Annotated in this window: 27 protein-coding genes; 8 read left to right on the top strand and 19 right to left on the bottom strand. The window is 73.3% G+C overall.

Annotated elements, in window-relative coordinates; genetic code table 11:
- Positions 1 to 45: 45 nt before the first annotated feature.
- The 6 genes from ABD976_RS03930 to proC all read right to left on the bottom strand — a co-directional run bounded on the left by ABD976_RS03930 (position 46) and on the right by proC (position 4,397).
- Positions 46 to 552, bottom strand: coding sequence for a hypothetical protein (locus tag ABD976_RS03930; RefSeq protein ID WP_345357225.1), 507 nt, complete (start codon positions 550 to 552; stop codon positions 46 to 48).
- 189 nt (positions 553 to 741) lie between these two features.
- Positions 742 to 1,641: a lysophospholipid acyltransferase family protein gene (locus ABD976_RS03925; protein ID WP_345357222.1), complete on the bottom strand. Its 900-nt coding sequence runs from the start codon at positions 1,639 to 1,641 to the stop codon at positions 742 to 744.
- A 58-nt stretch (positions 1,642 to 1,699) separates the two neighbouring features.
- Complete coding sequence (locus ABD976_RS03920) at positions 1,700 to 2,734, bottom strand: NAD-dependent epimerase/dehydratase family protein (RefSeq protein WP_345357219.1); 1,035 nt, start codon at positions 2,732 to 2,734, stop codon at positions 1,700 to 1,702.
- Between the two features lie 152 nt (positions 2,735 to 2,886).
- Positions 2,887 to 2,988: a 30S ribosomal protein bS22 gene (locus tag ABD976_RS03915; RefSeq protein WP_003402602.1), complete on the bottom strand. Its 102-nt coding sequence runs from the start codon at positions 2,986 to 2,988 to the stop codon at positions 2,887 to 2,889.
- Positions 2,989 to 3,123: 135 nt separating this feature from the next.
- Positions 3,124 to 3,342, bottom strand: a complete 219-nt coding sequence (locus ABD976_RS03910; RefSeq protein WP_345357216.1) for a helix-turn-helix domain-containing protein — start codon at positions 3,340 to 3,342, stop codon at positions 3,124 to 3,126.
- 242 nt (positions 3,343 to 3,584) lie between these two features.
- Positions 3,585 to 4,397: a pyrroline-5-carboxylate reductase gene (proC, locus tag ABD976_RS03905; protein ID WP_345357213.1), complete on the bottom strand. Its 813-nt coding sequence runs from the start codon at positions 4,395 to 4,397 to the stop codon at positions 3,585 to 3,587.
- 150 nt (positions 4,398 to 4,547) lie between these two features.
- Here proC and ABD976_RS03900 point away from each other — a divergent pair, with 150 nt between their 5' ends.
- A complete protein-coding gene (locus ABD976_RS03900) occupies positions 4,548 to 6,173 on the top strand; it encodes a long-chain fatty acid--CoA ligase (RefSeq protein WP_345357210.1) in 1,626 nt (541 codons plus the stop codon).
- A gap of 193 nt (positions 6,174 to 6,366) precedes the next feature.
- On the opposite strand, the gene ABD976_RS03895 is transcribed toward ABD976_RS03900, so the two are convergent.
- The 10 genes from ABD976_RS03895 to mshA form a co-directional block, all read right to left on the bottom strand.
- The gene (locus ABD976_RS03895) at positions 6,367 to 7,158 is read right to left on the bottom strand and encodes a thioesterase family protein (protein WP_345357207.1); all 792 of its coding nucleotides are present in this window, start codon (positions 7,156 to 7,158) and stop codon (positions 6,367 to 6,369) included.
- Between the two features lie 69 nt (positions 7,159 to 7,227).
- The gene (locus ABD976_RS03890; protein ID WP_345357204.1) at positions 7,228 to 8,109 is read right to left on the bottom strand and encodes a sugar phosphate isomerase/epimerase family protein; all 882 of its coding nucleotides are present in this window, start codon (positions 8,107 to 8,109) and stop codon (positions 7,228 to 7,230) included.
- A gap of 75 nt (positions 8,110 to 8,184) precedes the next feature.
- Positions 8,185 to 9,465, bottom strand: a complete 1,281-nt coding sequence (locus tag ABD976_RS03885; RefSeq protein ID WP_345357201.1) for a hypothetical protein — start codon at positions 9,463 to 9,465, stop codon at positions 8,185 to 8,187.
- Complete coding sequence (locus ABD976_RS03880; RefSeq protein WP_345357198.1) at positions 9,462 to 10,505, bottom strand: Ppx/GppA family phosphatase; 1,044 nt, start codon at positions 10,503 to 10,505, stop codon at positions 9,462 to 9,464. Before ABD976_RS03880 ends, ABD976_RS03885 begins: the two co-directional genes overlap by 4 nt.
- A gap of 229 nt (positions 10,506 to 10,734) precedes the next feature.
- The gene (locus tag ABD976_RS03875; RefSeq protein ID WP_345357195.1) at positions 10,735 to 11,418 is read right to left on the bottom strand and encodes a response regulator; all 684 of its coding nucleotides are present in this window, start codon (positions 11,416 to 11,418) and stop codon (positions 10,735 to 10,737) included.
- Positions 11,415 to 12,647 carry a sensor histidine kinase gene (locus ABD976_RS03870; protein WP_369775104.1) on the bottom strand — a complete coding sequence of 411 codons (1,233 nt, stop codon included), beginning with the start codon at positions 12,645 to 12,647 and terminating at the stop codon, positions 11,415 to 11,417. The genes ABD976_RS03875 and ABD976_RS03870 overlap by 4 nt, the downstream gene beginning before the upstream one ends.
- 159 nt (positions 12,648 to 12,806) lie before the next feature.
- Positions 12,807 to 13,550: a phosphoglyceromutase gene (locus ABD976_RS03865; protein WP_345357192.1), complete on the bottom strand. Its 744-nt coding sequence runs from the start codon at positions 13,548 to 13,550 to the stop codon at positions 12,807 to 12,809.
- 790 nt (positions 13,551 to 14,340) lie between these two features.
- The gene (locus ABD976_RS03860) at positions 14,341 to 15,126 is read right to left on the bottom strand and encodes a DUF4349 domain-containing protein (RefSeq protein ID WP_345357189.1); all 786 of its coding nucleotides are present in this window, start codon (positions 15,124 to 15,126) and stop codon (positions 14,341 to 14,343) included.
- A 210-nt stretch (positions 15,127 to 15,336) separates the two neighbouring features.
- The gene (locus ABD976_RS03855) at positions 15,337 to 15,843 is read right to left on the bottom strand and encodes a type III secretion system chaperone family protein (RefSeq protein WP_345357186.1); all 507 of its coding nucleotides are present in this window, start codon (positions 15,841 to 15,843) and stop codon (positions 15,337 to 15,339) included.
- Positions 15,840 to 17,129 (bottom strand): D-inositol-3-phosphate glycosyltransferase, encoded by a 1,290-nt coding sequence (gene mshA, locus ABD976_RS03850; protein WP_345357183.1) that lies wholly within the window; start codon positions 17,127 to 17,129, stop codon positions 15,840 to 15,842. The genes ABD976_RS03855 and mshA overlap by 4 nt, the downstream gene beginning before the upstream one ends.
- Positions 17,130 to 17,343: 214 nt before the next feature.
- On the opposite strand from mshA, the gene ABD976_RS03845 reads away from it, so the two are divergent.
- Positions 17,344 to 17,871 carry an SRPBCC family protein gene (locus ABD976_RS03845; RefSeq protein WP_345357180.1) on the top strand — a complete coding sequence of 176 codons (528 nt, stop codon included), beginning with the start codon at positions 17,344 to 17,346 and terminating at the stop codon, positions 17,869 to 17,871.
- Complete coding sequence (locus ABD976_RS03840; RefSeq protein ID WP_345357177.1) at positions 17,868 to 18,191, top strand: ArsR/SmtB family transcription factor; 324 nt, start codon at positions 17,868 to 17,870, stop codon at positions 18,189 to 18,191. The genes ABD976_RS03845 and ABD976_RS03840 overlap by 4 nt, the downstream gene beginning before the upstream one ends.
- Before the next feature lie 256 nt (positions 18,192 to 18,447).
- On the opposite strand, the gene ABD976_RS03835 is transcribed toward ABD976_RS03840, so the two are convergent.
- Positions 18,448 to 19,584: a L,D-transpeptidase gene (locus tag ABD976_RS03835; protein WP_345357174.1), complete on the bottom strand. Its 1,137-nt coding sequence runs from the start codon at positions 19,582 to 19,584 to the stop codon at positions 18,448 to 18,450.
- A gap of 175 nt (positions 19,585 to 19,759) precedes the next feature.
- Here ABD976_RS03835 and ABD976_RS03830 point away from each other — a divergent pair, with 175 nt between their 5' ends.
- Complete coding sequence (locus ABD976_RS03830; RefSeq protein WP_345357170.1) at positions 19,760 to 20,500, top strand: SDR family NAD(P)-dependent oxidoreductase; 741 nt, start codon at positions 19,760 to 19,762, stop codon at positions 20,498 to 20,500.
- A gap of 325 nt (positions 20,501 to 20,825) precedes the next feature.
- On the opposite strand, the gene ABD976_RS03825 is transcribed toward ABD976_RS03830, so the two are convergent.
- Together ABD976_RS03825 and ABD976_RS03820 are read right to left on the bottom strand one after the other, a co-directional pair.
- Positions 20,826 to 21,830: a chymotrypsin family serine protease gene (locus tag ABD976_RS03825; protein WP_345357167.1), complete on the bottom strand. Its 1,005-nt coding sequence runs from the start codon at positions 21,828 to 21,830 to the stop codon at positions 20,826 to 20,828.
- Positions 21,831 to 21,921: 91 nt separating this feature from the next.
- Positions 21,922 to 23,088 carry a UDP-N-acetylmuramate dehydrogenase gene (locus ABD976_RS03820; protein WP_369775101.1) on the bottom strand — a complete coding sequence of 389 codons (1,167 nt, stop codon included), beginning with the start codon at positions 23,086 to 23,088 and terminating at the stop codon, positions 21,922 to 21,924.
- Here ABD976_RS03820 and ABD976_RS03815 point away from each other — a divergent pair.
- The 4 genes from ABD976_RS03815 to purU all read left to right on the top strand — a co-directional run bounded on the left by ABD976_RS03815 (position 23,075) and on the right by purU (position 26,157).
- Entirely contained in the window at positions 23,075 to 23,596 is a 522-nt protein-coding gene (locus ABD976_RS03815) for a DUF2505 domain-containing protein (protein WP_345357161.1), read from the top strand. The two genes, ABD976_RS03820 and ABD976_RS03815, sit on opposite strands and share 14 nt — an antisense overlap.
- Positions 23,593 to 24,444, top strand: coding sequence for a class I SAM-dependent methyltransferase (locus ABD976_RS03810; RefSeq protein ID WP_345357158.1), 852 nt, complete (start codon positions 23,593 to 23,595; stop codon positions 24,442 to 24,444). The genes ABD976_RS03815 and ABD976_RS03810 overlap by 4 nt, the downstream gene beginning before the upstream one ends.
- 59 nt (positions 24,445 to 24,503) lie before the next feature.
- Entirely contained in the window at positions 24,504 to 25,226 is a 723-nt protein-coding gene (locus ABD976_RS03805) for a maleylpyruvate isomerase family mycothiol-dependent enzyme (protein WP_345357155.1), read from the top strand.
- 64 nt (positions 25,227 to 25,290) lie between these two features.
- Positions 25,291 to 26,157, top strand: a complete 867-nt coding sequence (purU, locus tag ABD976_RS03800) for a formyltetrahydrofolate deformylase (protein ID WP_345357152.1) — start codon at positions 25,291 to 25,293, stop codon at positions 26,155 to 26,157.
- The last annotated feature ends 133 nt before the right edge of the window (positions 26,158 to 26,290 follow it).

The raw sequence follows: 26,290 nt of genomic DNA, 5'->3' as shown, positions 1-26,290 counted from the left end.
GAAGCCCCGTGCGGCTCGGCGGTGGAGTTCGGCGGTGGGGTTCCGTCACGGGGTGAGGTAGCGGCGCGCGGTCATCGTTTCCTTGGTCACCACGGCGCACGTCCGGCCTTCGGCCAGTCCCCGCGCGGGGTTCTTCCCGTCCTGCTCGCAGACGATCCACAGATCGTGCTTCTTGAGCTGGTCGAGCAGTTCGGCGGCGAGCTCGTGCGCCTCGGCGGATCCCTTCTCCAGGTCCGGTCGGCAGAAGGAGATGAACAGGTTCGGGTTGCGGAACCGGAGCTCGAACAGGTTGGTGGGCCAGGACTGGAGCGCCTTCTGCGCCTTGCCCAGCACCTCGTCGTCGCCGATCTCCTTGAGCACCCGGATGCGCGCCATCCCGCCGGAGGCGGCGCGGGCGATCTCGTTCGACGACCACCGGCCGGTGGCCTTGGCGGCGGGGAGCAGCGCCTTCAGGTCCTCGACCTGGCTCTCCACCAGCGCGCGGGTCTCGGCGATCAGCGCCGCCTGGCGCTTGACCGCTTCCAGTTCGTCACCACGATCATCCGTCGTCATGGTTCACAATGTACCAGTTCACCATGAACCGATCCATGGCGAACCGGTCCATGGTGAACCGGTTTGCGTTGCACCGGTTCAGCGCGCACCGGACCCTCGCACGGACCACCCGGAGCGCTGGGGTTCCATGGCACACCGCTCCCGGAACTCGCCCGGACCGGAGCCGGCTCGGTCCTGCCCGCCGAACCCTCAGCCCAGGAAGACGTTGGTGCGCTGGGACAGCAGCCGGTAGAGGGTCTGCTGGATGATCTCCCGCACCTGGTCGGCCGCGCTGAACACCAGCATCGGGTCCTCCGCCGAGCCCTCCGGGTAGTCCGCGGTCTCGATCGGCTCGCCGAACTCGATGTACCACTTCGACGGCAGCGGCACGGCGCCCAGCGGCCCGAGGTGCGGGAACGTCGGCGTCACCGGGAAGTACGGCAGCCCCAGCAGCCGCGCCAGCGGGGTCAGGTCGGCGAGCTTCGGGTAGATCTCCTCGGCGCCGACGATGGCGCACGGCACGATCGGCACCCCGGAGCGGATCGCGGCCGAGACGAACCCGCCCCGGCCGAACCGCTGGAGCTTGTAGCGGTCCTTGTACGGCTTGCCGATGCCCTTGAAGCCCTCCGGCCACACCCCGACCAGCTCGCCGCCGGACAGCAGCCGCTCGGCGTCCGGGTTGCACGCCAGGGTGTGCCCCGCCTTGCGGGCCAGCGCCCCGACCACCGGGGTGCGGAACACCAGGTCGGCGCCCAGCATCCGCAGGTTCCGCCGGGCCGGGTGCTGGTCGTGCAGCGCGACGGTGGTCATCAGCGCGTCCCACGGCAGGGTGCCCGAGTGGTTGGCGACCACCAGCGCGCCCCGGTCGCCGGGGACGTGGTGCGTCCCGATCGCCTCGACCCGGAACCACTTCTCGTAGAACGGCCGCAGCGCGCGCAGGAACACCTGCTCGTTGAGCTCGGCGTCGAAACCGAACTCGTCGACCCGGTAGTCGCCGAGCAGCCTGCGCCGCAGGAAGGCCAGCGCGTCGATCAGCGCGTCCTCCCGCACGGCCTCCGGTTCGGGCGCGGACCGGCGTCCGTGCAGCGGGATCACCTCGGCGTCCGCCATCGCTCCTCCTCGCCTGGGTCGTGTTCCGGGAAGCGGCGGAGCCGCCGGTCCGCGCGCCCTAGCGCAGCCTGGTCAGCACGTCGCCGACGCCGCGTTCCGCCGCCAGCACCTGCTCCGGGTCGACCACCGGCCGCAACCCCCGGCCGCGGACGTAGTCGTCGAACGCCTCCCGGGTGGTCCACTTCGGGGTGTAGCCGAACTCGGTGCGCAGCTTCGCGGTGTCGAGCACCCGACCGTAGTTGAGGTAGCGCATCTGCTCCGGGGAGAAGTCGACCAGCCGCGCGCCGCGGAAGAACCGGCTCAGCGGCGACATCGCCGGTCCCGGGACGGGCATCGGCAGCCGGCCCGCCCGGCGGATCGCCTGGGACAGCATCAGCACGCCGTCGCCGCCGACGTTGAACACGCCGGGCAGCTCCGCCAGCGCGGCGCGTTCCAGCACCGCCAGCGCGTCCTCGGCGTGCAGCAGCTGGAGCCGGGCGTCGAAGCCCAGCACCACCGGCACCACCGGCATGGCGAAGTAGCGGGTCAGCATCGCGTCGATGCGCGGGCCGATCAGATCGCTGAAGCGCAGCGTGGTGACCGCGACGTCGGGCCGCCTGCGGCCGAAGGCGCGCACGTAGCCCTCGATCTCCACGGCGTCCTTGGCGTAGCCCGAGGACGGCAGGTCCTTCGGCATCATCGACTCGGTGAACACCGCGGGGTCCCGGGAGCTCGCCCCGTACACCGCGCTGGTGGAGCGGACCACCACCCGGCGCACCGACGGCGCCTTCTGGCAGGCGGCCAGGAGCTGCATCGTGCCGATGACGTTCATCTCCTTGACCGCGGACCGGCCGCCGGGCGCGGTCCGGGAGTTCACCGCGGCGTGCACCACGGTGTCCACCCCGGCGCGGGAGATGACCTTGGCGATGAGCGGGTTGCGGATGTCGGCCCGCACGAACTCGGCGCGGCCCATCCGGCGCAGCAGGTCGCGACCGGGCCGCTCGGTGTCGACCGCGAGGACCCGCTCGATGCCGGGGTCGGCCGCCAGCCGGGCCGCGAGGTGGCCGCCGAGGAAGCGGCTGACCCCGGTCACCAGCACGACGTTCGGTCCCAATGGGGGCTCCCTGCGCTCACCGGCGTTGCACCGCACGCCATGCTACCGCCGGTGATCCGGGTCTTCCGGCTGCGCGGTGCAACGCCCCGGTGAACGTCGCGGGGCGGCCCGGACACGACCGCCGCCGACCGAACGGTCGACGGCGGTGCGGATCACTTGCCCAACTTGCGACGCTGAACGCGCGTCCTCCGCAGCAGCTTGCGGTGCTTCTTCTTGGACATGCGCTTGCGGCGCTTCTTGATGACCGAGCCCATGCGGCGGACTCCTTCGCTGTTGACGGCGGTTCGACGTGCTCGCGTACCGGTGCGGCGAGCACGCGCACCAGGCACTACCAACCCGACACCTTACCGGTCGGGCCACGTCCCCCCGTCAGCACGGGTCCGCCGTCGTCAGCCCGCGTTGTAGTAGGCGTTGTCCAGGTAGGCGTGGACGTCCTTCTCGGCCACCCGGAACGATCGCCCGACGCGCGCGGCGGGCAGCTCGCCCGCGTGCACGAGCCGGTAGACGGTCATCTTCGAAACGCGCATCAGCTTGGCCACCTCGGCGACGGTGAGGAACCGGACCTGACCCATCCCCGGAGGTGCGCCGGGATCGGAGTTCGCAGACATGCTGCACCGTGCCCTTCAGCACGCACCGTGCCGCCGGCTTCCCCTCCGACGGAGGCTCACGCACGTGCTCCGTCGAGAGTAACGGGATGGGTGGGAAGGCTGCGATGTCCGGATTAACCCACCCGGTCCCCGGCAGCCGCCCGACCACCTGTGCGACCCGGCTCCCACCGCACCCGGCCCCGCCTGGGGTGAACAGCGCGTTCCCGGGAACGGAGATCGACCCGGCGGGGGCGGCGCCGCGCTCAGTCGCCCTCGTGCGCCGCTCCGAGTTCCACCGAACGGTTGCGCGCCGCCTCGATGGCGTCGATCAGCGCGGCCCGCACGCCGTGCTTCTCCAGCTCCCGGATGCCCGCGATGGTGGTGCCCGCCGGGGAGGTCACGGCCTCCCGCAGCATCACCGGGTGCCCGTCGCCGTCGCGCAGCATCGCCGCCGCGCCGACCGCGGACTGCACGATCAGCTCGGCGGCGGTGGCGCGCGGGATGCCCAGCAGGATGCCCGCGTCGATCATCGCCTCGACCAGGTAGAAGAAGTACGCCGGACCGGAGCCGGACAGCGCGGTGACCGCGTCCTGCTGGCCCTCCGGGACCCGCACCACCTTGCCGACGCTGGCCAGCAGCTCCTCCACCAGCGCCAGGTCGGACTCCGCGGCGTGCGCGCCGCCGGAGACCGCCGCCATCGCCTCGCCGACCAGCATCGGCGTGTTCGGCATCACCCGGACCACCGCGGTGCCCCGCGGCAGGGTGCGCTCGAACAGCGCCGTGGGCAGCCCGGCGCACAGCGACACCACCAGCTTGCGCTCGGTGATGTGCTCGGCGAGCTCGGCCAGCACCGCGTCGATGTCCTGCGGCTTGACCGCGACGATCAGGACCTCCGCCCGGCGCACCGCCTCGGCCAGCCCGACGTGCCCGACGCCGTACCGCTCGGTCAGCTCCGCGGCGCGTTCCGGGTGCCGCTCGGTGAACAGCAGGTCCTCCCGCGCGCGTCCGGCGGAGCACAGCCCGGACAGCAGCGCCTCGCCGATCTTCCCAGCTCCCAGCACGGCGATCGTCGTCATGCGGATCAGGGTGCCAGACCACGCAGCGCAGGCGGCACGCGCCGACGGGTCACCCCGCGTCGCACCCTCCCGAGCAGCGGATTGACCCGTTAGTGTGGCTGCCACCACAGCGCAGGCCGAGCTGTCTTCACCGGTGAAGGAGCCCTGACCATGTTGAGCACGATGCAGGACGCCCCGCTGACGATCTCGCGGATCCTCCAGCAGGGCACCGGGCCGCACGGTGGCGCCGAGGTGGTCACGTGGACCGGCGAGGGAGCGCGCCGCACCACCTTCGCCGAGGTCGGGCGCCGCGCCGCCCGGCTCGCGCACGCGCTGCGCGGCCTCGGCGTCACCGGCGACCAGCGGGTCGGCACCTTCATGTGGAACAACGCCGAGCACCTGGAGGCCTACCTGGCGGTGCCGTCGATGGGCGCCGTGCTGCACACCCTCAACGTCCGGCTGTTCCCGGAGCAGCTCGTCTACGTCGCCGACCACGCCGAGGACCACGTCGTGCTGGTCGACGCGACGCTGCTGCCGCTGTTCCAGCAGGTGCTGCCGGAGCTGTCCACCGTGCGGCACGTGGTGGTCGTCGGCGGCGACCCCTCGGCGGTGCCCGCCCCGGGCGGCGTCGAGGTGCACGACTACGAGGCGCTGCTGGCCGCCCAGCCCGACGAGTTCGACTGGCCCGAGCTGGACGAGCGGACCGCCGCCGCGATGTGCTACACCTCCGGCACCACCGGCAACCCCAAGGGCGTGGTGTACTCGCACCGCTCGATCTACCTGCACTCGATGCAGGTGTGCATGTCCGACGGGATGGGGCTGTCCCAGGGGGACCGGTCGCTGGCCGTGGTGCCGATGTTCCACGCGATGTCCTGGGGCCTGCCCTACGCCGCGTTCCTGGTCGGCGCCTCGCTGATCATGCCCGACCGCTTCCTCCAGCCGGCCCCGCTGGTGGAGATGATGGTCGCCGAGCGGCCCACCACGGCGGAGGCGGTGCCGACGATCTGGCAGGGCGTGCTCGCCGAGCTCCAGGCGAAGCGCCCGGACGTCTCGTCGCTGCGCGAGGTCGTGGTCGGCGGTGCCGCCTGCCCGCCGTCGCTGATGCGCGACTTCGAGGAGGAGTTCGGCATCCCGGTGGTCCAGGCCTGGGGCATGACCGAGACCTCCCCGCTGGGCAGCGTGGCGCGCCCGCCCGCGGCCGCGACCGGCGACCAGCGGTGGGCCTACCGGGTCAGCCAGGGCCGCACGCCCGCGAGCGTGCAGGCGCGGGTGGTCGCCGACGACGGCACCGTGCTGCCGCGCGACGGCGCCAGCGTCGGGGAGCTGCAGGTGCGCGGGCCGTGGGTCACCGCCTCCTACTACGGCGAGGAGGACCCGGAGAAGTTCCACGACGGCTGGCTGCGCACCGGCGACGTCGGCTACCTCACCCCGGACGGCTACCTGGTCCTCACCGACCGGGCCAAGGACGTCATCAAGTCCGGCGGCGAGTGGATCTCCTCGGTCGAGCTGGAGAACGAGGTGATGGGGCACCCGGCGGTGGCCGAGGCGATGGTCATCGGGGTGCCGGACGAGCGGTGGAGCGAGCGCCCGCTGGTCGCGGTCGTCCTGGAGGACGGCGCCACCGCCACCCCCGACGAGCTGCGCGAGTTCCTCAGCGCCAAGGTCGCCAAGTGGCAGCTTCCGGAGTACTGGACCTTCGTCGCCGAAGCGCCGAAGACCAGCGTCGGCAAGTTCGACAAGAAGCGCCTCCGCCAGCAGCACTCCCAGGGCGAACTCGACATCACCCACCTCACCTGAGCCGCCCGGGGGACGCACCCGGCGTGTCGTACCGAGTGAGGGGCACCCTGTACCACGTGACGAGGTACAGGGTGCCCCTCACTCACCACGAGATCACCCGGGTGCGCTGGAGTCGTTCACCCGTTGGGGAGCCAGGTGAGGGGCCCCCTTGTCCAAGTTACTTGGGCAAGGGTGCCCCTCACCTGGATCAGGGTCACCCTGCGGAGAGGGCGAGCTGGCGGGACTGGCAGATCAGCCGTCCCACCGAGTCCACCACCGTGACGTCCTCGTCGAACCACGCCCCGTGCACGGCGGCGCAGTTCACCACCAGCCGCAGCCACCCGTTCGCGGGTTCGGCCCGCATCAGCGCGGTGAGCTGCACGGTCGGCGCCCAGCCGCGGCGGCCCAGGTTGAAGGTGACCGGCACGGTGATGTCGCCCGCGGTGAGGCCGAAGAAGAGGTCGGGCTGCTCGGCGCGGGGCTTGACCCACAGCCGCAGCCGGGGCGCTCCGGTGCCGCCGTGCACGAAGTGGGCGTCGGCGGGGTCCAGCCGGACATCGCAGACGCGGGACAGCGAGAAGAACTTGCGGGCTTCGCTGGTGCCGAGGTCGAGGGCACCGGACGGGGGGTTGACCGGCATGTCCGGCACGTCCGACCAGGCGGGTTCGTCGGTGGGCAGGTCGCCGAGGGCGACGGTGGCGTCGACGCAGGTTCGCCCGCTCTGCTCCAGGACGGCGCGCAGCGCGGTGACGGTGCGTCCGGACTTGAGGAGTTCGGTGCGGATCAGCACCGGTCCGACCCGGGGCGCGCTGAGGAAGTGCGCGCTGATCGTCAGCGGTGCCCGCCCGGCGCGCTCGGCGGCCGCTCTGGCCAGCACCGCGAGCAGGTAGCCGCCGTGCGGCTTGTCCCCGATCGCCCAGTGGGGATGCAGGTGGGCGACGTAGCTGCCGTCGCCGAGCGGCCGGACCGCGCTGGCCGCGGAGAAGTGGTCGGGGGCCTCGCTCACCGCGGGTCCCGCAGTTCGAGGTGCACCGGGTTCATTTCACCTATTCTAGTGAACCCCCGCAGAAGTTGATCATCCTCCCCGCGGCCGTTCCAGGTGCAGCCGGGCGAACAGCAACGATTCCGCGAGCATCTCGGCGCGCTGCTGGGGCCCGCGGGCCTTGCGGGTGTTGACCTCCAGCACCACCGAGCCCCGGTAGTCGTCGGCGGCCAGCGCCTCGCACACCTCGGCGCACGGTTGCTTGCCCTGCCCCGGCACCAGGTGCTCGTCCCGGGACGCCCCGGTGCCGTCGGCGAGGTGGACGTGGGCGAGCCCGCTGTTCATCCGCTTGAGCAGCGCCAGCGCGTCGACGTGCGCCGCCGCCGCGTGCGAGACGTCCAGGGTGTAGTGGGCGTGGCCGACCTCGGTCGGGTCGGGCGAGGGCTTGAACGCCGAGAGCCCGTTGAACGTCGGCGCGCCGCCGGAGCGCCCGCCGCCCCGGATGCGGTTCCAGCTGTTGGGCGGGCGCAGCGGGAACATGTTCTCCACCGCGACGTCGATCCCGCTGGTCTCCTCCAGCTCGGTGACCAGCTCGGAGAACATCTCGGCGTAGCGGCGCTGCCAGCGGAACGGCGGGTGCACCACGACGGTGCGGGCGCCGAGCTCGCTCGCGGCGACCACCGCACGCCGCAGCCGCTCCTCGGGTTCCGGCGACCACACCCGCTGGGTGATCAGCAGGCACGGCGCGTGCACCGCGAGGATCGGCACGTCGTACTGCTCGGAGAGCCGCTCCAGCGCCGCGACGTCCTGGCTGACGGCGTCCGCCCAGACCATCACCTCGACCCCGTCGAAGCCGAGTTCGGCGGCCATCTCGAAGGCCGCGGAGGCAGGTTGGGGCCACACCGATGCGCTGGACAGGCCGACCGGGATGCGCTCGGCGGACTGGCGGTGCGGTTCAGGCTGTTGCGCGGTCATGACCCGCCCAGCATGACGGAGGGCTCACGCGAGGTCGCGATGCGGTACCGATCCAGCGGTCCGTCGGCGACGTGGCTAGTGCCCGATCAGCAGCAGGGCGGCGGGCGAGACCGTGCACACCAGCCCCACCAGCACCGCCAGCAGGATCGTCTGCAGGTCGTCGCTGCGCAGGAACTTCCGGGCGATGAACACCAGGCAGCCGGTGATCACCAGCGCGGCGACCAGCGCGGCCAGCGCCACGTTGATCCACAGCCAGCGGAAGCCCAGCCACACCAGACCACCGCCGAGCAGGCCCGCGACGCACTGGACGGCCAGGGTGGCCCACTCCTTGCCCGCGGACGGCTCCTCCTCCGGCTCGTCGTCCCCGGCGCGGTAGTCCTCGGAGTCGAGCCCGGCGGGCAGCTCGTCGTCGTAGTCGTCGTAGCGCTCGCCCTCGGACTCGCGGCGGGTGCCGTAGGACTCGTACTCGTCGTCGGCCTCGTCGTACGGGTCGAAGTCCTCGTCGTAGGAGTCGAAGTCGTACGGGTCCTTCTCCTGCTCCTCGGCGGGCGCGGGCGGCGGCGGGTAGGCGAGGACCGCGGTGCCCTCCTCGTCGGCGGCGGCCACCTCCTCGGCCTGGACCTTCGGCAGCTGCTCGGTGGCGCCTTCCACCGGCGGCGCCGGCTTCGGCGGCGCGGGCGGGGCCGGGTGCGGCGAGGGCCGCCGGGGCAGCGCGGGCTGCTGGAGGGTCGCCTCGGCGTCGCTCTCCGCCGGGGCCGACTGCGGGGCCGGGGCCGACTGCGCGGCCGGAGCGGCGGGGCCCTGGCCCGCCGCGGCGAAGCGCTGGGCCCAGTAGTTCGCCGATCCCGGCGCCGCCTCGTCGTCCTCGGCCTGGGCCGGTTCGGCGGTCGGCGGGACCGGGGTCTGCTGCGTGGGCGGCTGCTCCCCGCCGGACTGGGGTCCACCAGCCTGGGGTCCGCCCGCCGGGGGCGCACCGGACGGCTGGGCGGGGGCCGACTGCTGCGGTCCACCGGCCTCCGGCGCGCCGGGCTGGGGACCGGCGGGCTGGGGCGCGCCGGGCTCGGCGGGCGCCGGGGCCCCCGCGGTGTTCTTCGGGGTGGGCGGCACCGGCGGCGTCGGCGCGGCGCCGGGCCGGTGGCTGCGCCGCTGCGGCGGCTCGGCCTCGGCGTCCACCGCGCGCATCTGGCCGCTGTCCGACAGCACCCGGTCGATGATCGCCTGCGGAGCCGTTTCGGTGGGGTCCTCCGCCCGCCTGCGGCGTCGACGGCTGCCCCCCTTGTTGCTGTTGCCGTACTCGGCCAGCAACTCCGCAACGGTGCGCTGGGTGGGCTGGTCGCCCCCGCTGTCCCGACTCATCGCTTCCACCGTGCCCCGTGGTCGGCCTTCCGTCCAGTACCGGCCTGCCCTGCTGCGGCGGCCGGTGCGCCGAGCCCGAGCCCGGCCGCGGCGCGGAGGGCGGTGTGAGTGTCTCCGTTGGTGCGGTCCAGCCGGCGCAGGATGACGCCCTCGCGCAGTGCCCACGGGCAGATGTCGAGTTCGCTCACCCCGAGCGCCGCCATCGCCGCCTCGGCCACCAGCGCGCCCCCGACGAGCTGGTGCGCCCGGGCCGAGCTGACGCCGTCGAGCTGGGCCAGGTCCTTCGCCGACATCCGGGTGATGAACGCCAGCAGTTGGCGCAGCCCGGTGTCGGTGAGGGTCCGCCGCACGCGGAGACCTGCCGACGCGGGCGCGGAGCCGGTCAACCGGGCCAGCGTCCGGAAGGTCTTCGACGTGGCCACGGCGCGGTCCGGCGCACCCCGCTCGCGGAACCGCTGGGCGGTCCCGGCGAGCTCGTCGGCGAGCCGCTCGCGCAGCCGCTTCACCTCGTCCCGCTTCGGCGGGTCGTGCAGCATCGTACGGGCGACGCGTCCGGCGCCCAGCGGCACCGACGCCGCGAGGTCGGGCTGCTCGTCCACGCCGACGGCCATCTCCAGGGAGCCGCCGCCGATGTCGAGCAGCAGCAGGTCACCGGCCGACCAGCCGTACCAGCGGCGCGCGGCCAGGAAGGTCCAGCGCGCCTCGTCCTCGCCGGTGAGCACCCGCAGCTCCACACCAGTCCGGTCGGCGACCAGCGCGAGCACCTCGGCGGCGTTGTCGGCCTCCCGGATCGCCGAGGTCGCGAAGGCCATCAGCTCCTCGCACCCGGCCTCGACCGCCGCCTCGCGGGCGGCGGCGACCGCCCCGACCAGCTCCTCGGCGTCGTCGGGCGCCAACCGGCCGCGGTGGGAGCTGATCCGCTCGGCCAACCGCAGGACGGTCTTGTCTGACGTCATCGGCGTCGGGTGGGCACCGCGGTGCGCGTCCACCACGAGGAGGTGGACGGTGTTGGAGCCGACGTCGAGCACCCCTAGGCGCATGACCGACAAATTACCGGCTGCGAGTGACCGCCGGGGCCCGGTGGGGGCGGCGGCGTGGCGCCCACCTCATCGGGCCCCGCCCGGTACGTCCGGTTCGGCCCCGTCCCCGCCGCGGGCGCCCGGCGCTCGACGCCGCCCGGAGCAGGCGTTTCCGGCAGCGGGACGCCACCCGGGCCACTCGCACCACGACCGGGGGCGAGCTGGCCGAAACAGCGTTACGCGGGGAATCTCACGACGCTTCGAGCTTGTACCCGAGGCCACGGACCGTGAGCAGGAACTTCGGGTCCGCCGGGTCGGGCTCGATCTTGGAGCGCAGCCGCTTGACGTGCACGTCGAGGGTCTTGGTGTCGCCGACGTAGTCCGCGCCCCACACCCGGTCGATGAGCTGCGCCCTGGTCAGCACCCGGCCCACGTTGCGCAGCAGGTACTCCAGCAGGTCAAACTCCTTGAGCGGCAGCCCGATCTCCGCGCCGGAGACCGTCACCACGTGCCGCTCCACGTCCATCCGCACCGGCCCGGCTTCGAGCACCTGCGGCTGCACTTCCTCGGACTCGCCGCGCCGGCGCAGCACCGCGCGCACCCGGGCGATCAGCTCCCGCGCCGAGTACGGCTTGGTGACGTAGTCGTCGGCGCCGAGCTCCAGGCCCACCACCTTGTCGATCTCGCTGTCCCGCGCGGTCACCATGATCACCGGCACCGCGGAGCGCTGGCGGAGCTGCTTGCACACGTCGGTGCCGCTCATCCCCGGCAGCATCAGGTCGAGCAGCACGATGTCCGCGCCGTTGCGGTCGAACTCCTCCAGCGCCTCCTGGCCGTCGGCGGCGACGGCCGCGGTGAACCCCTCCTTGCGGAGCAGGAAGGCAAGCGGGTCGGCGAAGGACTCCTCGTCCTCGACGATCAGCACCCTGGTCACCGGACTCCTCCCGTTTCGACGGTGGTCTTCCCGTCGGCATCCTCGGTCATCGGTCGGGCCGCCGCCGGGGCGTCCGGCCCCGGCCCCTCGGCCTCGGCCTCCTCGACCGCTCCGGCCCCGTGCTTCGGGATCCGGAGGGTGAAGGTGGAGCCGGTCCCCGGACTGCTCCACAGCTTCACCTCGCCGCCGTGGTTGGCGGCGACGTGCTTGACGATGGCCAGCCCCAGCCCGGTTCCCCCGGTCGCCCGGGAGCGCGCCGGATCGACCCGGAAGAAGCGCTCGAAGACGCGCTCGTGGTGCTCCGGTTCGATGCCGATGCCCCGGTCGGTGACCGCGATCTCGACGTGGTCGCCCGCCAGCCGCCTGCTGATGGACACCGGGCTGCCGGGCGGCGAGTAGGACAGGGCGTTGTCGATGAGGTTGCTCAGCGCGGTGACCAGCAGCGTCCGGTCCCCGTCGAGCAAGTAGCCGGAGGGGCCGTCGACGGCGATCTCGGTCTCGGCGGACTCGGCGGCGAGCTGGCTGCGGCCCAGCGCCTCGTCCACCACCTCGTCCACCTCCAGGGTGGTCAGGTCCGGCATCCGCTCGGCGCCCTGCAACCGGGACAGCGCGATCAGCTCCGAGACCAGGGTGCCCAGCCGGGTGGACTCGTGCAGGATCTTGGTGGAGAAGCGGCGGACCTCCTCGGGGTCCTCGGCCGCGTCGAGCACCGCCTCGGCCAGCAGCGCCAGCGCGCCGACCGGGGTCTTGAGCTCGTGGCTGACGTTGGCCACGAAGTCGCGCCGGGTGGCCTCCAACCGCACGGCGTCGGACTCGTCGCCCGCGTCGATCACGGTGAAGCCGTCACCCAGCGGGCGGACCTCGCCGAGCACCGCCGCCGGGCCCCGGCCGCGCAGCGTGCGCTCCAGCGGCGAGAGGTCCACCGGCACCGGTTCGCCGGTGGTCAGCACCTCGTCGGCGGCGTGCCGCGCCCGGGGATCGGCCCGGTGGTCGCGGATCAGCCCGAGCTCGTCGGCCCGGGGGTTGTGCAGCACGACGTCGCCGAAGCGGTTGAGCACGACGATGCCGCCCCGACCGGTGTGGACGAGCCGCTGGAGCAGCTCCGCCACGGTGGGCCCGGTCACCTGGGCGCGGCGGTAGCGCTGGGTCGCGCGAGTGCCGACGATGCCGCCGGTCGCGCCGACGAGCAGCGCGACGAAGATCAGGGCGGTGTAGCCCAATGCGGTCACGTTCGCATCGTAAGCAGGGCCCCGTGGGGGTATGCCAGTCCGCGCGGCCGTTCCGTGATGCCCGCGACATGAATCCGGTGCCGATTCACCTCCGCGACACCCCGCGCTGGCGGTCGGTTCATCCGGGTCGCCCGCCGCGCGGCGGGCGACCCGGCGTGCTCAGCGGCCCTGGTTGGCCACCGCGGCGGCCGCGGCCTCCGCCGCGTCCGGGTCCAGGTAGGTCCCGCCCGGGTTCACCGGCTTGAGGTCCGCGTCGAGGTCGTAGCGCAGCGGGATGCCGGTGGGGATGTTGAGCCCGGCGATGTCGGCGTCGGAGATCCCGTCCAGGTGCTTGACCAGGGCGCGCAGCGAGTTGCCGTGCGCGGCGACGGCCACCACCTTCCCGGCGCGCAGGTCCGGCACGATCGCCGACTCCCAGTACGGCAGCAGCCGGACCACGACGTCCTTCAGGCACTCGGTCAGCGGCATCTCCGCGCCCAGCCCGGCGTAGCGCACGTCGGCGTCCTGGCTGAACTCGGAGCCCGGCTCGATCCGCGGCGGCGGGGTGTCGTAGGAGCGGCGCCAGAGCATGTACTGCTCCTCGCCGTAGGTCTCCAGGGTCTGCTTCTTGTTCTTGCCCTGGAGGGCGCCGTAGTGGCGCTCGTTGAGGCGCCAGTCCCGCCGCACCGCGATCCAGTGCCGGTCGGCGGCGTCCAGGGCGATGTTCGCGGTGGCGATGGCGCGGCGCAGCAGCGAGGTGTGCAGCACGTCCGGGAGCACCCCGGACTCGCGCAGCAGCTCACCGCCGCGCTTGGCCTCCAGCTCGCCCTTCTCGGACAGCGGGACGTCCACCCAGCCGGTGAACAGGTTCTCGGCGTTCCACGTGCTCTCTCCGTGCCGCAGCAGCACCAGCGTCGCAGTCATCGTTCCAGGCTATAGATCGAGCCGTTCCCGGCGCGGCGCGAGGTGACGGGGAGCGCAGGACCGCGGCGGCGGCACGGCCGTCCCGTTGGCACCGTCATCCGAGAGTTACCTGATCACCGCGCCACCGTGACACGGAAGTGGCGGGCGTCACCGTTCCGAGGCGAACACGCAGAGCTAGGTTCCCGCGAGTTACCTTTTGAGGCCAACATCACACTGATGGACCAATGTGGCGGCCTTGTGGCCGCTTCGCGACTCTGCGAAGTTGTCGGAGCTCTCATCTTGATCGGCTCCCACGCACTCCCCGATCGGGACGAGGGCACCGGCGCGGTCCACATCCCCCATAGGGACCGCGCCCCCGCCGGGCCGCCGGGTGCCCCCCGCCCGACAGCCCAGCAGGCGGAACCCCACGCGGGGCGGCTCGATTCGCGACTCCCCCTCTCTCCCGAGCCGCCCCGCGCGGGTCCACCCGGACCCCCGCCCCGCCGCCGCTCAGGCCCCGTCGCCTCACCCGGAAGCGTGCTGAGTGAGGGGCACCCTTGCCCGAGCGAGGGGTCATTTCAGGATGCGGCGGAGCCGCATGCGGGGGTGGCCGTCAACCGGCACCGCGGCCCGTGCTCGGACGTGACCGCTCAGCGGGCTTCTCGCGAGGACAGCGCCGACGCCGGGTACGTCGTGGGTGCATCAGGAGGCGATCGGCGCAGCGAGGGGACCGCTGAGGTTCCGCCACCCGCACCGCCACGCAGATCATCGGCGAAAGCAGTACCGGGGTGCCCTCACCTGGGAACGGCGGTCATCCGAGCGGGGGTGTGCTGGCCCGGCGCCTGCGCCGCACCAGGAGCACGCCCGCGGCCGCGGGCAGCGCGAGCAGCGCGACGTAGGGCAGCGCCACGCCGAACCAGGTGAGCAGCAGCGACCCCGCTCCGCCCAGCGAGTGCAGCCCGGTGGTGACCCCCGCCAGGAATCCGGCGCCGCGCGCCGCCGACCGCTCCAGCACCACGTCGACCTCCGCCATCGCCACCCGGTCCGCCAACGCCGCCCGCCGCCGCTCCAGCGCCTCCAGCTCGGTCTCCCGCTCGGTCAGCTCGGCCTCGACCTGGACCACCTCGGCCACCGTCGTCGCCCGGTCCAGCAGCTCGCGCAGCCGGCGCACGCTGGCCCGCTGCGATTCGATCCGGCTGCCGGTGTCGACCACCTGCTCGGTGACGTCCTCGGCGCTGGTGGAGCGCGAGAGCACCCGTCCCAGCCCGGACAGCTCCGCCAGCACCGCGTCCAGCCGCTCGGCCGGGACCCGCAGCGACAACCGCACGCGGTCGGCGTCCCCGCGCTCCCGCGCGAGGTGCCCGCCGGACCGCTCCCCGGCGCGGCGCACCGCCCCGGCGGTCCCGGCCGGATCGTCCACCGCCAGCTCCAGCTCGGCGCTGCGGACCACCCGCCGCTCCGCGTCGGCCACCTCGGCGGGCGCCACCCCGTCGGGCGCCGACCCGGCCCGCCCCACGGTGTCCACCACCCCACCGGAGGAGCACCCGACCAACAACGCCCCCGCCAGCACCAACCCGGCGACCCGGCCTGCACCCATGCCCCACTCCTCGTCATCGCGATCAACGACGACGACGGCGCGACCCCCGCCCCCGGTTGCACACGAGCACGTTCACCCGATGGGGAGATGAGTGAGGGGCACCCTTGCCCAAGTAACTGGGACAAGGGTGCCCCTCACCTGAAACCCTCACCCGAACGAGCAGCTCGGTGCGCAGCCTCGTCACGGCGTCGAGGTGGTGCGCGGTCGGGGTCAGTTCTCCGGGAAGAGGGGGCCTTCGGCCTCGACCAGCTTCCGGAAGGGGCGCAGGTTGGCCAACGACTCCCCGCGGGCTTCCCGCCAGCCCCACTCCCGCCTGATGGCCGTCCGGAAGCCCAGTTCCAGCAACGTGTTGAAGTCCCCGTCGGCGGCCTCCAAGACCTGCCCGAGCAGCGTGTCGAGCTCGTCGGCGGTCACCGCCTCCCGCGAGACCCGGCCGACGAGGTGGATGTCGCCCTGCTCGTCGAGGGTGTAGTGGACGCCGTAGAGCTTGGCGTTGCGGCGCAGCAGGTAGCGGTAGACCTCTTCGTGCGCCTCGTCGGGGCGGCGGCACACGAAGGCCTCCACCAGCAGGGCGTGGTCGGAGACGATCAGCCAGCAGTTCGTCTGGAGCTTCTTGGTGCCGGGCAGGGTGACGAAGAAGCGCCCGTCGCCCTTGGCCTGGTAGTCCAGTTCGGCGGCGTCCAGCGCCGCCGCGATGACCTCGGCGGGGTCGGTCATGCGGTGGCCTCCTCGATCCGCAGCCGGGAGTGGAACGCGCGCTTGGCCTCGGCGTAGGTGTCCAGCAACGCTTCGGTGGTGCGCTCCCACGAGAACGTCGCGGCGTGCTCGGTGGCGTGCGCGGCCAGTTCGGCGCGCCACCGGGGCCGGGTGGCGACCGAGGCGAGCGCTTCGGCCCACTGCTCGGTGCCGTGCCCGGGGACCAGCAGGCCGGACACCCCGTCGGCGACGGCGACGGGCAGCCCGCCGACCGAGGCCGCGACCACCGGCGTGCCGCACGCCTGGGCTTCCAGCGCGACCAGGCCGAAGGATTCGTTGTAGCTGGGCACCGCGACGACGTCGGCGGCCCGGTAGACCCGCGCGAGGTCGTCGCCGCCCTGCGGCGGCAGGAAGCGGACCACGTCGGTGATGCCGAGCCGGGCGGCGAGCTCGTGCAGCGCCTCCGGTCGTTCCAGCCCGCTGCCGGAGGGGCCGCCGACGATCAGCACCACCAGGTCGCGGCGGAGCTCGGGGTGCCGTTCCAGCAGCGCGGCGGTGGCCCGCAGCAGCACGTCCGGGGCCTTGAGCGGCTGGATGCGGCCGACGAACGCGAGCACCACCGCGTCCGGGCGCAGCCCCAGCCCGGCCCGCGCGGCGAGCTGGTCGCCGGGGGTGAAGCGCTCCAGGTCCACGCCGGGCGGGATGGTCACGACCTGGTCGGTGGCCGCCCCGTAGCGCTCGACCAGGTCCGCCGCCTCGACGGCGGTGTTGGCGACCAGCCGGTCGGCTTGGGCCACGACCTGCTCCTCGCCGAGGACCCGGCTGCGCGGTTCGGGTTCGTCGCCTTCGGCCAGCGCGGCGTTCTTGACCTTGGCCAGGGTGTGCGCGGTGTGCACCAGCGGCACGCCCCAGCGTTCCCGCGCCAGCCAGCCGACCTGGCCGGACAGCCAGTAGTGCGAGTGCACGACGTCGTAGTAGCCGGGTTCGTGCCGGGCCTCGACGCGCAGGGCACCTGCCGCGAACGCGCAGAGCTGCGACGGCAGTTCGTGCTTGTCCAGCCCTTCGAAGGGACCGGCCACGACGTTGCGGACCAGCACGCCGGGCGCCAGCTCGACCACCGGCGGGATGTCCGAGGAGGTGCTGCGGGTGAAGATCTCGACCTCGGTGCCGAACGCCGCGAGCCGCCGGGCGGTCTGCGCGATGTAGACGTTCATGCCGCCGGCGTCGCCGGTGCCGGGCTGCTCCAGCGGAGAGGTGTGCAACGAGAAGACCGCGGCACGACGCGGCCGCAAGCGCAAGGTCGTCATCTACTGCCCATCGCCAGACCGTCGGCGACCCGGTCCCGGATCGCACCACAAGTCCCTACACCCGGCGCCCCGCGAACATTCCCGCACCGCGGCCGGGCAACGGCCCGACGCTACTCCCCGCCACACCTCCGACCTGCGACTCCCGCCCTACCACGTGGCACGCATCACACACCAATGCTGGTGCGCATATTTCCCAGCGGCTATATTGCCGTGCATGCACGCACCGGACACCGGCACCCTCGGCGACGCCCCCGACGGACGCCGCGCGCTGACCTTCGAGCGCTCCTTCGCCCACCCGCCCGAGAAGGTCTGGCGGGCCCTCACCGAGCCGGAACACCTCCGCGGCTGGTTCGCGCAGTACCTCGACTACGAGCGATCGCGGCTCGACCTGCGGGGCGAAGGCGCCGAGCTCGAGTTCGTCCCGGCTCCCGGCCCCGAGCAGCCCCCCGTCGAGAAGGGCCGGGTCGTCCGGTCCGCCCCACCTGGGCTGCTGGAGTACACCTGGGGCGCCGAGACGCTGCGCTGGGAGCTCGCGCCCGACGGCGACGGCGGGTGCCTGCTCACCTTCACCAACCTGTTCCCCGACCCGTCCTTCGCGCCGTTCAACGCCCTCGGGTGGCATTCCGGGCTCGACCGGCTCACCGCGCTGCTCGACGGCGACGACCCCGCCGCCATCCGCCTCGAAGCCGATGAGGCCGCGGCGGGCGCGCTGCTGCACCACTACGAGGAGGCCTTCGGGTGAGCGACGCGCAGCAAGAGCTGTTCGGCGTCCTCGCCGAACAGCACCGCCGCCGGATCCTCGACCTGCTCCTGGAAGCCGACCAGCCCGCCGGCGCCATCGGCGCCCGGTTCGAGCTGTCCCAACCCACGGTGTCGAAGCACCTCGGCGTGCTCCGGCGCTCCGGCCTGGTCACCGTGCGCGGACAGGCCCAGCAACGCTGGTACCGCCTGGAGCCGACCCCGCTACGTCCGCTCGACGACTGGCTGCACCCCTACCGCCGCCTGTGGGCGACCAGACTGGACGCCCTGGAAGACCACCTCAACACCATGCCTGACAACTGAGGCCTGCTTTCGCCAATGGCCTGCGTGGCGGTGCGGGTGGCGCCACCAGCAACCACCGTCAGACAAGCGGCGCGAGCCGCTTCCGCTTTGCCCCACCTGATCAACCGGCACCGCCGCGGGTTCTCAGCGGTCTTCTCGCGAGGACAGCCGCGACGCTGTGTACGCGCTTGTACATGAGAAGCGGCTCCCGGAGCGAGAAGGCCGCTGAGGTTCCGCCACCCGCACCCCTACGCAACGGGACCACAACACCCAAAACTCACACAGCCGACTTGGCGGTCCACTCTTCCCAGCTGAGCAGCCAGTCGTACATCGCGTACCCGGGTTCCATGTCCGTCCCGGAGCCGGTGACCTCGACCGGATCGCCGATCAGCGCGCTGTCGTAGTACTCCTTGGCGTTGGCGGCGCTGAGGTTGATGCAGCCGTGCGAGTTGTTGTAGCTGCCCAGCGCGGCGGCGTTGGCCTGGTTCTCGTGGATGAACTCGCCGTGGTTGGAGATCCGCACCGCCCACTTCTTCGGCAGGTCGAAGTAGCCGTACTTCGGGTTGGTCATGAGCTGCAGCGGGACGCGCGCCATCACGACGTAGGTGCCGTTTCCGGTGTGCCTGCCCGGGTCGGACGCCAGCCCGTAGCTCGCCGGGTAGCTGGCGACCTGCTCCCCGTCGCGTTCCACGACGAGCTGGTGGCTGTCCACGTCGGCCTTGACGATCTGCGCGCGGCCGATCTCGAACTCCGTCCGCAGGTCGCCCTCGCCGTAGACGCCGCCGCCGAAGTGCGCGCCGAACAGCCGGGCGTGCACCTGCACCTGCGTCCCGGCGGGCCAGTACTCGCGGGGCCGCCAGTGGGCCTCGTCGTCGGCCAGCCAGGCCCACGCCCCTTCGACCGGCACCGAGGTCTCCACCGACAGAGCGCGCTGCACCGCGGCCTTGTCCTGGACCGGCTCGTCGAACTTCACGCTGATCGGCATCGCGATGCCGACCTGCTGGCCGTCGGTCGGGCTCACCGTGGCCCCCGTCGTCCGCTTCGGCGCGACGGTGCTGAACGCGCCGCCGACCGGCACCAGCTTCCCGTCGGAGCCGATCGCCTGGCCGGACCACGTGTAGGACGTGTCGTAGGCCAGCGGCTCGGTCGCCTGCCAGCTCCGGCCGTCGGGCGCGATCTGACCGGTGACGGCGCTGCCGTCCGAGCCCATCAGCGTCACCAGGTCGAAGCGGCCCCGCACCACCTCGGCGGTGATCGGCGCGGAGGGACTGACCTCCGCGGCACCGCCTGCCGACGGTCCGGCCCGCACCTGCGCGACCGGGCCTCTCGGCACCTCCGCCTCGGGTGCCGCGCACCCGGCGACCATCGCCAGCCCAGCGGCCAGCGCCCCCCAGAACACCTTCGCGCCACGCATCGGACCCCCTCCGCAACGCCGCGCCCACCCCCATGAGCGCTGATCGGCGGTGCGCCTCGATCTCCGGGGACCGGTTCGGCGCGACCGCCTCCTCGGATCGTGTCCCGAACCGGCGCGTTCCGCAGCCGACGAGCCACGCCGATGCACCCACACGGATTGCGGCAGGATCGGGGGCATGAGCACCGAGACGCAACGATGGGCAGTGGTGACCGGAGCGAGCGCGGGGATCGGCGCGGCGACCGCGCGCACGCTGGCCGACGCGGGATTCCACGTGGTGCTGGGCGCCCGCCGCACCGACCGGCTGAGCGCGCTGGCGGAGGAGGTCGGCGGCACCGCGCTGCCGCTGGACGTCACCGACCAGGAGTCGGTGACCGCGTTCGCCGAGCGGGTGCCGCGCTGCGACGTGCTGGTCAACAACGCCGGTGGCGCGAAGGGGCTGGCGAAGGTCGTCGAGGCCGACGAGGACGACTGGCGCTGGATGTGGGAGACCAACGTGCTCGGCACCCTGCGCCTCACCCGGGCACTGCTGCCGAAGCTCGTGGAGTCCGGCGACGGGCACGTGGTGACGGTGACCTCGGTGGCGGCCGACGAGGTCTACGACAACGGGTCGGGCTACACCTCGGCCAAGCACGCCCAGTCGGCGCTGCACCGGACGCTGCGCGGCGAGCACCTCGGCGAGCCGGTGCGGTTCACCGAGGTCGTGCCGGGGCTGGTCGAGACGGAGTTCTCCGAGGTCCGCTTCGGCGGCGACAAGGAGCGCGCCGCGGCGGTCTACCAGGGACTAACCCCGCTGACCGGGGAGGACGTCGCCGACGTGATCGGCTTCGCGGTGACCCGCCCGGCGCACGTCAACCTGGACCGGATCGTCGTCAAGCCGCGCGACCAGCACTCCGCCACCCGGGCCCACCGCAGGTGAACCAGGGGAGGGGCACCCTGGCCCGAGGGCTCTCAGAATGGCTTGCGTGGCGGTGCCGGTGGCGGAACCTCAGCGGCCTTCTCGCTGCGGGATCGCCTCCTGATGTACCAACGACGTACACGGCGTCGGCGCTGTCCTCGCGAGCAGACCGCGGAGAACCCGCGGCGGTGCCGGTTGACGGCCTCACCGCATGCGGCTCCGCCGCATTCTGAAAGGACCTCATAGGGGCTCCACCCGATCGTGAAGTGAGTGAGGGGCACCCTGCACCACGTGACGTGGTACAGGGTGCCCCTCACTCCGCTCCCGAAAGGGTGACGTGGGCGGGTCAGGGACCGACGAGTTCGGCGGCGGTGCGCAGGGCGACGTCGAGTTCGTCCAGCACCCCGCCGATCGGGCAGGCGAACCCGACGCGACCGCGCCGCCCGCCCGCGACGTGCAGCCCGATCACCCGCCCGCCGGGGTCGATCACCGCCGCGCCGGAGTCGCCCGGCCCGCAGTAGCGCCGCCCCGAGGTGTCCACCCTGATCTGCTCGCGCAGCACCCGGATGCCCAGGCTGTCGCCGTGGTCCAAGCGCAGCGTGGCGTCCACCGAGGTCACCACGCCGAGGGTCAGCCCGGTGCCGAAGCCGCACTTGCGCACCCGCTCGCCCGGGTAGGTGCCCGCGTGCCCGGTCACCGGCCCGATCCCGCCGACCACGTGCGAGGTGTCCAACCTGCTCGCGATGGTCACCGCCGCGGCGTCGACCCGGCCGGACAGCGCCGCGCGGGCCAGGTCGGCGTGCACCCGGCCGCCCGCGGGATCGACCATCCGGTCCCCGACCGCCCAGGCGTCGTCGAGGCAGGCGACGTCGAACGTGGTCAGACCCATCGTGGTCGCGCTCGGTTCGTTCGCCGTGACCAGCACGCCGAGCGTGCCGATCCGCCGGTAGCTGCCGGGCACCGGCACCACCGGCGGCACGAGGTAGGCGGCCCGGTACGGCGCGATCCCGGCGCCCCCGGCGACCGCGCCCCCGCGCAGCCGGCGCAGCCGCGGCGCGAGGTTCTCCTGCGAGCCGCGGTGGATGTGCTCCAGCACGGGCTGCTCCTCGACCACGTCGGTCGGGATGCCGAGGACGTGGTGCGGGATCCGGGTGCCGGGGCGCAGCTCGTCGGCGGGCTTCTTGCGCATGACCGACACCACGATGACCTGTTCACCGGTGCGGCGTCCGGCGCGGAGCTTCTCCCCGATGTCGACGATGGTGACGCCGGGGAGGTCGAGCAGTTGGTCCTCCACCGCCCGCTTGACGGGGCGGATGACTGCGCGGTCGCGAAGTTCCCTGATGCTCAGCATGGTGGCCCCCTCCACCTACACCATTTAACACTCAGGGTGATGTGTTCGTCACTAAGCGTCACCCCAACGGCCGGTGGGGCGGGCTCAGCTCCTACAGGGCACAGTCCACGAGAACCGGTTCCGGGGCCAGCGACACGCCGAAGGCCGCGCGCACCCCGTCGCGGACTTCACGCGCGAGAAGGAGCAGGTCACGCGTCGTGCCGGTCCCCCGGTTGGTGAGCGCCAGGGTGTGCTTGGTGGACAGTCCGACCCGGCCGCCCGGCCCCGGGTGGCCCTTGCCGAACCCGGCCCGCTCGATCAGCCACGCCGCGGACAGCTTGGTCGCGCCGTCCTCCGCCGGGTAGCGCGGGATGCGCACGTCGGCGCCGACGCGCTCCTCGATCCGGGTCAGCACGCCGGGCAGGTCCTCGGCCGGGACCAGCGGGTTGGTGAAGAACGACCCCGCGCTCCAGGTGTCGTGATCGGCCGGGTCGAGCACCATGCCCTTGCCCCGGCGCAGGGCGAGCACCGCCTCCCGCGCCTCGGCCACGCCGACCCGCTCCCCCGGTTCCACGCCCAGCGCGCGGGCCAGCTCGGCGTAGCGGATCGGGTGCGACTCCCCGCCGTCGCGCAGCAGGAACCGCGCCCGCAGCACCACGGCCGCCTCGCTGCCCTTGAGCACGCTGCCCCGGTACACCAGCCCCAGGTCCGCGGCGGCGACGGTGCGCACCCGGCCGGTCGCCCGGTCCAGCAGGTCCACCGACACCAGCAGCTCGGAGACCTCCACGCCGTAGGCGCCGACGTTCTGCACCGGCGTCGCCCCGGTCAGCCCCGGGATGCCGGACAGGCACTCCAGCCCGCCGAGCCCCTGCCGGACGGTGTCGGCGACCACCTCGTCCCAGTCCTCGCCCGCCTCGGCGGTGAGCTGCACCAGGCCGTCGCCGACGCTGTCGTACTGCCGCCCCCGGGTGGCGATGCGCACCACGTGCCCGGCGAATCCCGCGTCGGAGACGACGACGTTCGACCCGCCGCCGAGCACGAGCAACCGGTGCCCGCCCGCGTCCGCGGCCGAGACCGCGGCGGTGAGCTCGTCGGGCCGCTCGGCGACCACCAGGCCCGTCGCCGGACCGCCCAGCCGCAGCGTGGTGCAACCGGCCAGCGGCACGTCGGCGGCGGGGTGCTCACCGGGCAGCGGCGCGGCACCGCGCTGGGCCCGAGCACCGGACGTCGAGGGGTTCACAGTGGCCAACGGTAACCTCCCGGGCATGGCCCGCCGCATCGAGCACCGCAGCACCTCCGAATGGAGCGCGTCCGCGGTGCACCAGGCGTTGATCGACGTCGACTACCTCACCGACCGGCTGCGCACCCTCGGCGGCGCGCACGCCGAACTGGTGGAGCACGTCTCCACTCCGGACGGCGGGGTGCGGTACCAGATCCGGCACGGCGTGCGCTCCGACGCGCTGCCGCAGCTCGCCCGCTCGGTGGTCGGCGGCGACCTGGTCATCGACCGCAGCGAGTCGTGGCGGCGGCAGGACGACGAGCACTACACCGGCGAGGTGGCCGCCGAGATCGCCGGGGCGCCGTGCACCATCGCGGGTTCGATGTGGCTGCGCGACCTGGACGAGCCGGTGGGCACCGAGGTCAGCGAGTTCGTCGTGTCCGGAACCGTCCGGGTGGGCGTGCCGCTGGTCGGCGGCAAGCTGGAAGACCTCGTCGCCGACCAGGTGCAGAAGCTGCTCGCGGCCGAGGAGCAGTTCACCGGCGAATGGCTCGCCCGCCGCGGATGAGCTCCGCGCCGAAGAAGCGGGCGCCCCGGCTGGCCGCCGGTCGCGCCCGCGCGCTGGGGATGCCCACCCGTGGGACGACGAACCCGAACCGGTTGCGCCGCGTCGACCGCTGGATCACCGGCACCCCGTGGGTGGCCGGCGCGCTGCGCCGCGCCGCGGAACCGGTGGTGGTCGACCTCGGCTACGGCGCCACCCCGGTGACCACGGTGGAGTTCGCGTCGCGGCTGCGCCGGGTCCGCCCGGACCTGCGCGTGGTGGGCCTGGAGATCGACCCGGACCGGGTGGCGGCGGGCAAGCGGGTCGCCGAGCCGCCCGCGCTGGAGTTCCGGCGCGGCGGTTTCGAGCTGGCCGGGCTGGCCGCCGGGGTCGCCGGGGCGCGCGGCCCGGTGCTGGTGCGGGCGTTCAACGTGCTGCGCCAGTACACCGAGCCGGAGGCGTGGCGGACCTGGGACGAGCTGCGCGCGCGGCTCGCCCCGGACGGCCTGCTCGTGGAGGGCACCTGCGACGAGATCGGCAGGCGCTGCTGCTGGGTGACCCTCGACCGGGAGGGCCCGCGCACCTTCACGCTGTCCTGCCTGCCCGCCGACCTGGAACGCCCGTCGGACCTCGCGGAGCGGCTGCCCAAGACGCTGATCCACCGCAACGTCGACGGCCAGCCGGTGCACGAGCTGCTCGCCGCGCTCGACGACTGCTGGGCGAAGGCGGCGCCGCTGGCCCCGTTCGGCCCCCGCGCGCGGTGGGCCGAGGCGGTGCGCCGGTTCGCCGCGCTGGGCTGGCCGGTCCGCGACCGGCACCGGCGCTGGCGGCTCGGCGAGCTCACCGTGGACTGGTCCGCGGTGGCCCCCTGATGTCGATCCGCGAGGCCGATCAGCCGCGCCCCCTTGCCGGCGCCTCCTAGACTCCGGGCATGGCGAGCGAATTCCACCTCAACGCCGTGCGGGAGCAGGCCGCCGCGCTGCGCACCGCCGCGGTCGCGGCCGGTCCGGACGCCGCGGTGCCGACCTGCCCGGGCTGGGACGTGCGGAAGCTGGTCCGGCACCTGGGCCGGGTGTACGCGATGGCCGGGCTGGCCCTCGAACTCGACCCGGCCGCCGAACGGCCCAGCCCCCCGCGCCCGCCCGAGGACTTCGACGAGGCGCTGACCTGGCAGGACGAGCGGCTCCGCCACCTCGTCGAGGCGCTGTCGACCGCGGCGGGCGACCCGGTGTGGGCGTTCTTCCCGGACGGTTCGGCGACGAGCTGGGCCCGGCGGATGGCGCACGAGACGGCCGTGCACCGGCTCGACGTCGAGGCCGCGCGCACCAGCGCGCCCGAGCTGATCTTCACGCCGGACCTGGCCGCCGACGGCATCGACGAGATGCTCGCGCTGCTGCTGCCGCTGGGCGACTGGTCCGCGGGCACCGGCTCGGGCCGGGTCGTCTACCACGCCGCCGACGCTGGTCGGACCTGGTCGGTGGCCTACCAGCCCGGGTTGCGGCCGACCGTCGGCGAGGTCACCGACGCGGCGCTGGACGTCGACGCCACCGTCGCGGGCACCGCCGACGCGCTCTACCGGCAGGTGTGGGGACGGCCCAGCGGCGCGGTGATCACCGGTGATCGCGCCCTCGCCGGCCTGGCCGCCGGTCGGTGAGCCACACCTCAAGCATCGGCCCCGGGCCGCGCGCGCCCCTCGCGACCTGGGAGGATGCCGGGTCGTGACCAACCCCGACCGCCGCTTCGTCCTCACCCTGGGCTGCCCGGACCGCACCGGCATCGTCGCCCGCATCGCGGGTTTCCTCGCCGAGCACGGCGGCTGGATCGTCGAGGCGGGCTACCACACCGACCCGGACACCGGCTGGTTCTTCACCCGCCAGGTGGTGCGGGCGGACTCGCTGCCGTTCGGCGTCGAGGAGCTGCGGGAGCGCTTCGGCGCGGTCGCCGACGAGCTCGGCGGCTCCTGGCGGGTGTCCGACACCGGCGAGTCGCCGCGCGCGGTGTTCCTGGTGTCCAAGGACGGTCACTGCCTGCACGACCTGCTCGGCCGCGTCTCCTCCGGGGAGCTCGACCTCGACCTGCGCGCGGTGATCGGCAACCACCCGCGCCTCGGCCCGATCACCGAGGCGCACGGCGTGCCGTTCCACCACGTGCCGTTCGGCACCGACCCGGAGTCCAAGGCGGCGGCCTTCGAGCAGGTCCGCGGCCTGGTCGACGAGCACGACCCGGACGCGATCGTGCTCGCCCGGTTCATGCAGGTCCTGCCGCCGGAGCTGTGCGCGGCGTGGTCCGGGCGGGCGATCAACATCCACCACAGCTTCCTGCCCTCGTTCGCCGGTGCCCGCCCCTACCACCAGGCCCACGAGCGCGGCGTCAAGCTGGTCGGCGCGACCTGCCACTACGTCACCGCCGAACTCGACGCCGGACCGATCATCGAGCAGGACGTGACCCGCGTCGACCACGGCGACGCGGTGGCCGACATGGTCCGCAAGGGACGCGACATCGAGAAGATCGTCCTGGCCCGCGGCCTGCGCTACCACTTGGAGCACCGCGTGCTCGTCCACGGCGGACGCACCGTCGTCTTCTGAGCCTTCTCGCAGCGGAAGGTGTGGTGGTCGCTTTGCGTGGCGGTGCCGGTGGCGGAACCTCAGCGGCCTTCTCGCTGCGCCGATCGCCTCCTGATGTACCAGGCACGTACACGGCGTCGGCGCTGTCCTCGCG

Source organism: Saccharopolyspora cebuensis (assembly GCF_039542665.1).
Classification (GTDB): Bacteria; Actinomycetota; Actinomycetes; order Mycobacteriales; family Pseudonocardiaceae; genus Saccharopolyspora; species Saccharopolyspora cebuensis.
This window is presented reverse-complemented; position numbering and strand designations above follow the sequence as displayed.

Excerpts from the sequence above, each read along its gene's own strand:
- ABD976_RS03915 (WP_003402602.1), bottom strand. The coding sequence starts at position 2,988 with ATGGGCTCGGTCATCAAGAAGCGCCGCAAGCGCATGTCCAAGAAGAAG.
- ABD976_RS03835 (WP_345357174.1), bottom strand. The coding sequence starts at position 19,584 with ATGCGTGGCGCGAAGGTGTTCTGGGGGGCGCTGGCCGCTGGGCTGGCG.
- mshA (WP_345357183.1), bottom strand. The coding sequence starts at position 17,129 with ATGACGACCTTGCGCTTGCGGCCGCGTCGTGCCGCGGTCTTCTCGTTG.
- ABD976_RS03925 (WP_345357222.1), bottom strand. The coding sequence starts at position 1,641 with ATGGCGGACGCCGAGGTGATCCCGCTGCACGGACGCCGGTCCGCGCCC.
- ABD976_RS03885 (WP_345357201.1), bottom strand. The coding sequence starts at position 9,465 with ATGAGTCGGGACAGCGGGGGCGACCAGCCCACCCAGCGCACCGTTGCG.
- ABD976_RS03810 (WP_345357158.1), top strand. The coding sequence starts at position 23,593 with ATGAGCTCCGCGCCGAAGAAGCGGGCGCCCCGGCTGGCCGCCGGTCGC.
- ABD976_RS03890 (WP_345357204.1), bottom strand. The coding sequence starts at position 8,109 with ATGACCGCGCAACAGCCTGAACCGCACCGCCAGTCCGCCGAGCGCATC.
- ABD976_RS03830 (WP_345357170.1), top strand. The coding sequence starts at position 19,760 with ATGAGCACCGAGACGCAACGATGGGCAGTGGTGACCGGAGCGAGCGCG.
- ABD976_RS03865 (WP_345357192.1), bottom strand. The coding sequence starts at position 13,550 with ATGACTGCGACGCTGGTGCTGCTGCGGCACGGAGAGAGCACGTGGAAC.
- ABD976_RS03820 (WP_369775101.1), bottom strand. The coding sequence starts at position 23,088 with ATGCGGCGGGCCATGCCCGGGAGGTTACCGTTGGCCACTGTGAACCCC.
- ABD976_RS03930 (WP_345357225.1), bottom strand. The coding sequence starts at position 552 with ATGACGACGGATGATCGTGGTGACGAACTGGAAGCGGTCAAGCGCCAG.
- ABD976_RS03805 (WP_345357155.1), top strand. The coding sequence starts at position 24,504 with ATGGCGAGCGAATTCCACCTCAACGCCGTGCGGGAGCAGGCCGCCGCG.
- ABD976_RS03900 (WP_345357210.1), top strand. The coding sequence starts at position 4,548 with ATGTTGAGCACGATGCAGGACGCCCCGCTGACGATCTCGCGGATCCTC.
- ABD976_RS03815 (WP_345357161.1), top strand. The coding sequence starts at position 23,075 with ATGGCCCGCCGCATCGAGCACCGCAGCACCTCCGAATGGAGCGCGTCC.
- ABD976_RS03910 (WP_345357216.1), bottom strand. The coding sequence starts at position 3,342 with ATGTCTGCGAACTCCGATCCCGGCGCACCTCCGGGGATGGGTCAGGTC.
- ABD976_RS03880 (WP_345357198.1), bottom strand. The coding sequence starts at position 10,505 with ATGCGCCTAGGGGTGCTCGACGTCGGCTCCAACACCGTCCACCTCCTC.
- proC (WP_345357213.1), bottom strand. The coding sequence starts at position 4,397 with ATGACGACGATCGCCGTGCTGGGAGCTGGGAAGATCGGCGAGGCGCTG.
- ABD976_RS03825 (WP_345357167.1), bottom strand. The coding sequence starts at position 21,830 with ATGCTGAGCATCAGGGAACTTCGCGACCGCGCAGTCATCCGCCCCGTC.
- ABD976_RS03845 (WP_345357180.1), top strand. The coding sequence starts at position 17,344 with ATGCACGCACCGGACACCGGCACCCTCGGCGACGCCCCCGACGGACGC.
- ABD976_RS03860 (WP_345357189.1), bottom strand. The coding sequence starts at position 15,126 with ATGGGTGCAGGCCGGGTCGCCGGGTTGGTGCTGGCGGGGGCGTTGTTG.
- ABD976_RS03855 (WP_345357186.1), bottom strand. The coding sequence starts at position 15,843 with ATGACCGACCCCGCCGAGGTCATCGCGGCGGCGCTGGACGCCGCCGAA.